Consider the following 8,963-nt stretch of genomic DNA (forward strand, 5'->3'; position numbering starts at 1 on the left):
GCCACAAACCCACCCTCACGGGTAACCGAAGTCAGCAGCGAACCCGGCACCGCATCCACAAGACCAGCGAGATCCCAACCCCGATCAGCAGGGAAGCCGCCGATCGCGTCCCCACCGCTCGCCAGCAACTCCCACAGCGCTTCCGGACTGTCCACCCCACCGGGGAACCGGCACCCCATCCCGACGATCACCACCGGATCGGTGGCCGACACCGGAGTGACCCGCGAGACCGTCGATGCCACCTGCTGAGTCCCCATCAGCTGGGTCACGATCTGCCGAGCCAGCATCAGCGGGGACGGGTAGTCGAACACCACCGTCGAAGGCAGTTGCAGCCCGGTCGCCTGGTTCAGCCGACCCCGCAGATCCACCGCCGTCAGGGAGTCGAAGCCCATCTCCCGGAAGGCTCGGGCCGCGTCCACCGCATCCGCCGAGGCATGTCCGAGGACGGCCGCGGCGTGGCCGCCGACCAGGTCGGTGACGATCCGTTCCCGCTGTGCCGGTGACACGCCGACGAGCCGTTCCAGCAGCGCCGCACCGTCACCCGAGGCGACGACGGTGGCCCCGGAGTCGACCTGACGAGCCTCGGGGATCTCCTCCAGCAGCGGCCACGACCGCACCGCGTTGAACACCGCCGAGAACCTCGGCCAGTCCACATCCGCCACCGACAACACGATCTCGTCGTCGGCGAGCACCTGCCCCAGCACCGTCAACGCCCGTTCGGGATCCAGCAACCGCAGCCCCTGGCGCCGGATCCGTTCCGGGATCAGGCTCTGCGGCCGGTCCTGTACGGGTTCGCCCGGGTCGGGTTCGTCGAAGCGACCGCCGGAGCTCCAGACCCCCCACGCCACCGACGTCGCCGGCAACCCACGGGCACGCCGATTCTCCGCCAGCGCGTCCAGGTGAGCGTTCGCGGCGGCGTACGTACCGTGCTCCCCCACCCCCCACGTCGCAGTGATGGAGGAGAACAGGACGAAGGCATCCAAATCCAGATCAGCGGTCAGCTCGTCCAGATGAGTGGCACCGGCGACCTTGGCGCTCAGCGCCAGGGCCAGTTGGTCGAGACTGGTCTGCTCCACGCTCATCAGCTCCACCGCGACCGCCGCGTGAATCACCGCGGACAGAGGCGAGGCGACCGTCGGTATCCACGCCAGCAAACCGGCCAGCGCATCCCGATCCACCACGTCACAGGCGACCATCGTGACCGCCGAACCGGCCTCGGCCAGAAGAGCGGCGAGTACGGCCGCACCGGGCGTCCCCGGCCCCCGGCGACTGGTCAGCACCGCGTGCTCGACCCCCGCATCGGTCAGCCAGGCGGCCAGGTCCGGGCCGATCACTCCGCTCGCCCCGGTCAGCAGCACGGTCCCCTGTGGCACCCATCCGCCGGAACCGGCCTGACGGGGAGCGGCGCGGACGAGGCGGCGGGCCAGAGTCCCACCGGCCCGGATGGCGACCTGGTCCTCGCTGCCATCGGCCAGCACTCCGGCGAGCCGCGCCGCCGACCGCTCGTCCAGGACGGGCGGCAGGTCGATCAGGCCACCCCACCGGTCCGGATGCTCCACCCCGGCCGTCCGGCCCAGACCCCACACCTGGGCCTGCACAGGGCGGGTCGGCTGATCGGCGGTACCGGTCGTGACCGCCCCCTGCGTGACCGCCCACAGCGGCGCGGCCACTCCGGCGTCCCCCAGAGCCTGGACCAGTGCCAGGGTTCCGGCGACACCGGCGGGAACCACGGGCCGGTCTGCCAGCGGCGTCTCGTCCACGCCGAGCAGGGACAGGATTCCGGCCGGCGTTGCCGAGCCAAGGGTTTCGCCGATCCGGGCGGCCAGCGCGTACCGGTCCAGGTCAGCCGCCGGGACCTCGGCGATCACCACGTCGGCGCCCCGGTCACTGAGCGTTCGGAGGCAGGCGGCGGCCAGATCGCGGTCGGCCGGATCTGCGGGGACGACGACCAGCCAGGTGCCGGACAGGACGGCCGGGGCGGGATCGCGCATCGGCATCCAGGAGACCCGGTACCGCCAGTCGGCGGTCAGCGACTCGTCGCGTTCGCGCTGCCGCCACGACGCCAGAGCCGGCAGCACCTCGCCCAGGTGGTGCCCGTCCACGGCCAGCGTCTGGGACAGGCCGTCCAGGTCGCCGGCCTCGACCGCATCCCAGAAGGCGCTCTCCTCCGCCGTGGCCGCGTCCTGTTCGGTACGGCGGGGAGCGGGAACCGGCTTGGGCCAGTACCGCTGCCGCTGGAACGCGTACGTCGGCAGTTCCACCACCTCGGCCCGGGGCACGACGGTGGTCCAGTCGACGTCGACGCCGCGCACGTGAACCTCGGCCAGGGAGGTCAGCAGCCGGACCGGGCCGCCGTCGTCCCGGCGCAGGGTCCCGGTCACCACCGGGGCCGATGCGAAGAGGCCGGAGGTGTTCTCGTCGGCGACACGGTCAAGGGTGTCGCCGATCGCGCTGGTCAGGACGGGGTGGGCGGAGGTCTCGATGAACACCTCGTAGTCGCCCAGCGCTTCCACCGCCCGGGAGAACTGGACGGTCGCTCGCAGGCTGGCGTACCAGTAGCCGGCGTCCAACTCGGGACCTTCGAGGAACTCACCGGTCATCGCCGACACCATCGGAATCCGGCCCGCCTGCGGAGCGACCCCGTCCAACAGACTGAGGATCTCCTCACGCAACGCATCCACCTGCGGGCCATGCGAGGCGTAATCCACCGGCAACATCCGCGCCCGGACACCATCGCGCTCACACCCGGCCAGCACCTCCGCCAACGCCTCCGGATCACCGGAAACGACCGTGGCATCCGGCCCATTGACCGCAGCCACCGAGGCACGCCCGTCCAACGACGCCACCCGAGCCTCGACAGCATCCGCCGACTCCGCGATCGACAACATCCCGCCCCGGCCCGACAGAGCCGTCAACGCCTGACTACGCAGCGCCACGATCTTCGCGGCGTCCTCCAGCGACAAGATCCCGGCGACCACCGCAGCGGCGATCTCACCCTGCGAATGCCCCACCACCGCATCCGGCTCCACCCCAGCCGCCTGCCACACCGCAGCCAGCGACACCATCACCGCCCACAACACCGGCTGGACGACGTCGACCCGGTCGAGCTCCGCCGCACCGGACAGCACGTCATCCAACGACCAGTCAACGTAAGGAGCCAGAGCCTGCCCGCACTCCACCAGCCGAGCCGCGAACACCGGACTGACCTCGGCCAACTCCCGACCCATCCCCACCCACTGCGACCCCTGACCCGGGAACACGAACACCACCCGGCCACCGCCACCACCAGCCGGAACCACCCCCGACACCACACCAGCCACCGGCCGACCAACCGCCACCGCCGACAACCCCGACAGCAACCCCCGCCGATCCCCACCGACCACCACCGCCCGATGCTCGAACACCGACCGGCTCCTGATCAGCGACCACGCCACATCCCCAACACCCAACCCCGGACGAGCCCCCACGAACTCACCCAACCGACCAGCCTGCGCCCCCAACCCAGCACCCGACCGCGCCGACACCAACCACGCCACCACCGACCCCGACAACACCGGCAGACGCGGACTCTCGATGGCGGGAGGTTCGACGGCCGCCTCGGCGGGCGCGTCTTCGGATTCGGGGACCGGCGCCTCTTCGAGGATGACGTGCACGTTGGTGCCGCTGATCCCGAACGCCGACACCCCGGCCCGCCGGGGACGGCCGTTCGCCGGCCACGCGACCGGCTCGTTCAGCAGTCGGACGTCGCCGGCGGTCCAGTCGACGTGCGGGCTGGGCTCCTCGGCGTGCAGGGTGCGCGGCAGTTCCTGATGCTGCAACGCCAGCACCATCTTGATGATCGCGGCCACGCCCGCCGCAGTCTGGGTGTGCCCGATGTTCGACTTCACCGAACCGAGCCACAGCGGACGACCCTCCGGCCGGTCCTGCCCGTACGTCGCCAGCAACGCCTGCGCCTCGATCGGGTCGCCCAGCACCGTGCCGGTGCCGTGCGCCTCGACCGCGTCGACCTGGTCGGCCCGCAACCCGGCGTTCGCCAGCGCGGTACGGATGACCTTCTGCTGGGAGGGACCGTTCGGTGCCGTGATGCCGTTGCTGGCGCCGTCCTGGTTCATCGCGCTACCGCCCACGACCGCCAGCACCTTGTGCCCGTTGCGCTGAGCGTCCGAAAGTCTCTCCAGGAAGAGCATCCCGGCGCCCTCCCCCCAGCCCATCCCGTCCGCGTCGGCCGAGAACGGCTTGCACCGGCCGTCGAAGGCCAGGCCCTGCTGGCGGGAGAACTCCGAGAACGCGTACGGGGTGGACATGACCGCGACCCCACCGGCCAGCGCCATCGAGCACTCACGCGAACGCAGCGCCTGACACGCCAGATGCAACGCGACCAGGGACGACGAGCAGGCCGTGTCCACCGTCACCGCCGGGCCCTCCAGCCCGAGCGTGTAGGACACACGTCCGGAGATCACCGAGGTGAGGCCGCCGATGAGCACATAGCCCTCGGCGCCGGCCTCATCGGCCAGGCCGTGCCCGTACCCGCCGAAGCCGGCGCCTGCGAAGACCCCGGTGGCGGTGCCTTTCAGGGACGCCGGGTCGATCCCGGCCCGCTCGACCGCTTCCCAGGCCGTCTCCAGCAGCAGCCGCTGCTGCGGATCCATCGTGATCGCCTCACGCGGGCTGATCCCGAAGAACCCCGGATCGAAATCCGCCGCGTCGTACAGGAAACCACCCACGAGGGCGGTGGCCGCGTCTGCGTCCATCCCGGCATAGACGCCCTCGGGGTCCCAGTTCCGGTCTGTGGGGAATCCGGCGATCGTGTCGGTGCCGGCGGACAGCAGGTTCCAGAAGTCCTCGGGTTCGCGGACGCCACCGGGGAACCGGCAGCCCATCCCGATGATGGCGATCGGCTCGCCGGGATCCGCCGCCGTGTGGGCCGCGATCGGCGCTCCGGAGTCGGCGAGGATGCCGAGCAGTTCGGTCCGCAGCAGTTGCACGACGGCGGCAGGGGTCGGGTAGTCGAAGACGAGCGTGGCGGGCAGTTTCAGCCCGGTCGCCGTGTTGAGCCGGGTGCGCAGGTCGACGGCGGTGAGGGAGTCGAAGCCGAGGTCCTTGAACGCCCGCCCGGCCGGTACGGCCTCCGCCGAGGCGTACCTGAGGACGGCGGCCACCTCGGCCCGGACGAGAGCTGTGAGGATCCGCTCCTGCTCGGCCCGGTTGAGGCCGGTCAGCCGGCGACCCAGCTCTGTCCCGGCCACCGCCTGCGTGCTGACGGCGGACGTCTGGGTGTCGTTGAGCGCCTGCTGGGCGTCGGGCAGGTCGGCCAGCAGAGGGCTGGGCCGTTGAATGGTGAAAATGGTGGCGAACCGGTCCCAGTCGATGTCCGAGACCGCGACCAGATCTTCCCCGGCGTCCAGAATCGCCGCCAGCGCGCCGACGGCCAGACCGGCGTCCATCTCCCGCACCCCGAGACGCTGGAGTATCTCACCGGCCGGGCCGTCGCCCATGCCGCCGCCGCCCCACAGCCCCCAGGCCACCGACGTCCCGGACAGGCCCCGGCTGCGGCGATCCTCCACCAGAGCGTCAAGGGCGGCATTGGCGGCCGCGTAACCGGCCAGCCGGGCGCTGCCCCAGGTCGCCGCACCGGAGGAGAACACCACGAACGCGTCCAGGTCCCTGTCCGCCGTCAGCTCGTCCAGGTGGCTCGCGCCACCGGCCTTGGCCTGCAGTACGGCGGCCAGGTCAGCCGGGCTCATGTCGTTCAGCGGTCCGCCCAGTCCCGCGCCGGCGGCGTGCATGATCGAGCTCAGCGCGGGGCCGTGCGCGTCGATCCAGCTCAGCAGCCCGGCCGTCTGCGTACGGTCACCGACATCACCGGCGAGAACCACCACGTCAGTACCGGCGTCGGCCAACTCAGCGGCCAGCGTCGCCGCGCCGGACGCCGCCGGACCGGAACGGCTGGACAGCACCAGCCGGGTGGCACCGCGCCCGGTCAGCCAGCGAGCCACATGCCCGCCGACGCCACCGGTACCACCGGTCACCAGCACACTGCCGCCCGGAACCCAACGCTGTCCGCCCGGAACCGAACGGGCGGCCCGAACCAGCCGCCGCCCCAGCACCCCCGCTGAGCGGATGGCGACCTGGTCCTCACCACACCCGGCCAGGACCGCGACCAGCCGATCGGCCGTACGCGCGTCCCACACCGGAGGCAGATCGATCAGCCCACCCCAGCGATCCGGATGCTCCAGAGCGGCAACGCGGCCGAACGCCCAGGTCTGCGCCTGCGCCGAACCGGCCGGAACACCACCGGCAGCCACCGCACCCGAGGTCAGCGCCCACAGCGGCGTGTCGATCCCGGCGTCACCCAGCGCCTGGACCAGCCCCATCGTCCCAGCCAGCCCCCTGGGCACCACGGGCGACTCATCCAAAGGCGAATCATCCACGGCCAGCAGGGATACGATCCCAGCTACCGGCGAATCACCGAGTTCGCCCAATGTCTGGGTGATTTGGGCGCGCAGTGACTGCCGATCCACCTCACCGGGGGCTACCTCGGTGACCAGCACTCGGGCGCCGCGATCCGTTAAAGCCTGAACGGCAGAGGCGGTCAGAGCTGCCTCGACGCCGGAACTGGCGGAAGCGGCCTGAAGTCTGGCGGTGGTCAAAGCTGCCTGGACACCCGAAGTAGTCGAGACCGCCTGAACACCGGAACCGGCCGAGGCCGCCTGAACGCCAGGACTGGTCAGAGCGGGCTGGGCGCTATCGGTGGCCTGGTCGGTGCCGGTCTGGCCGGTGGGGGCGACCAGGAGCCAGGTGCCGGACAGGGTCGCGGGGGCGGGTTCGGTGAGCGGGGTCCAGGTGATGCGGTAGCGCCAATCGGCGACCGCGGACTCACCCCGTTCACGCTGCCGCCAGGAGGCCAGCGCGGGCAGCACCTCCCGCAGCCGCTCCCCGTCCACAGCCAGTGTCTGCGCCAGACCGTCAAGGTCACCGCCGGTCACGGCGGCCCAGAACGCGCTCTCCTCCGCCGTGGTCACGTCATCATCGGAACGGCGGGGAGCGGGGACCGGCTCGGGCCAGTACCGCTGCCGCTGGAAGGCATAGGTCGGCAACGCGACCCGCTCCCCCATCGGCAGCACCGCCGCCCAATCCACCGGAACGCCCTGAACATGCACCTCGGCCAGGGAAGCCAGCAACCGCGCCGGGCCACCGTCATCCCGACGCAACGTCCCACACACCACCGGAACCTGCCGGGACCCATCGTCGGAGGCGAGGCTTTCCAGCGTGTCGATGATCGCCGCAGTCAACACCGGATGCGCGGAGGTCTCGATGAACACCCCATGATCGCCCAGCACTTCCACCGCCCGGGCGAACCGGACAGCCGCTCGCAGGCTCGCGTACCAGTAGCCGGCGTCCAGTTCGGGACCTTCGAGGAACTCACCGGTCATCGCCGACACCATCGGAATCCGGCCCGCCTGCGGAGCGACCCCGTCCAGCAGCCCGAGAATCTCCTCACGCAACGCATCCACCTGCGGGCCGTGCGAGGCATAATCCACCGGCAACATCCGCGCCCGGACACCATCGCGCTCACACCCGGCCAGCACCTCCGCCAGCGCCTCCGGATCACCCGACACCACCGTCGCCCCAGGACCGTTCACCGCCGCGACCGACACCCGGCCAGCCCAGGACTCCACCCGCGCCTCGACCGCATCCGCCGACTCCGCGATCGACAGCATCCCGCCCCGGCCAGACAGAGCCGTCAGCGCCCGACTACGCAACGCCACGATCTTCGCGGCATCCTCCAACGACAAGATCCCGGCGACCACCGCAGCGGCGATCTCCCCCTGCGAATGCCCCACCACCGCATCCGGCTCCACCCCAGCCGCCTGCCACACCGCAGCCAGCGACACCATCACCGCCCACAACACCGGCTGAACCACATCCACCCGGTCAAGCCCCGAAGCACCAGCCAGGACGTCATCCAACGACCAGTCCACATAAGGAGCCAACGCCCGACCACACTCAGCCAGCCGAGCCGCGAACACCGGCGAGGAAGAAGCGAGTTCACGCCCCATCCCGACCCACTGCGACCCCTGGCCCGGGAACACGAACACCACCGGACCGGTGACACCAGCCGCACCACTCACCACATCGGAGGCCGGCCGCCCAGCCACCAAGGCCGACAACCCCGCCACCAGATCACCAGAGTTGTCACCGGTGACCACAGCCCGATGCTCGAACACCGACCGCGAGGTCGCCAACGACCACCCCACATCAACCGGATCAAGCCCCGGCCGCTCCGACACGTACCCCACCAACCGGGACGCCTGCGCCCGCAGACCAGCCACCGACTGCGCCGACACCAACCACGACGTCATCTCACCGGTCAACACAGACGGCGACTCCCGAACCGGACCAGACTCACTCTGCTCCAGCTCGGCCGGGGGCTCTTCGAGAATCATGTGCGCGTTCGTACCGCTGATCCCGAAGGCCGAGACGCCGGCCCTCCTGGGCCGGCCGTTCGGAGCCCAGTCCACCGGCTCGGTCAGCAGCCGGACATCGCCGGCACTCCAGTCAACGTGCGGCGACGGGGCGTCAGCGTGCAGAGTGGCCGGCAGCAGCCCGTTCCGCAGAGCGAGGACCATCTTGATGACCCCGGCCACGCCCGCCGCCTGCTGCGCGTGCCCGATGTTCGACTTCACCGACCCCAGCAGCACCGGCCGCTCCTCGGGCCGATCCTGACCGTACGTGGCCAGGATCGCCTGGGCCTCGATCGGATCCCCCAGCCGGGTGCCGGTGCCGTGCCCCTCGACGGCGTCCACGTCACCAGGCTCCAGCCCGGCGTTGGCCAAGGCCGCGCGAATGACCCGCTGCTGCGAAGGACCGTTCGGGGCTGAGAGCCCGTTGGACGCGCCGTCCTGGTTGATGGCACTACCGGCCACCATCGCCAGCACCGTGTGCCCGTTACGGCGCGCGTC

Annotated in this window: 1 protein-coding gene; it reads right to left on the minus strand. The window is 71.1% G+C overall.

All coding sequences use genetic code 11. The annotated features are described in order from the left end of the window. A partial coding sequence (locus tag ACIBQX_RS50530; protein WP_397017856.1) for a type I polyketide synthase occupies positions 1-8,963 on the minus strand: 8,963 nt, incomplete at both ends.

This window comes from Nonomuraea sp. NPDC049714 (genome assembly GCF_044465295.1).
Lineage (GTDB): Bacteria > Actinomycetota > Actinomycetes > Streptosporangiales > Streptosporangiaceae > Nonomuraea.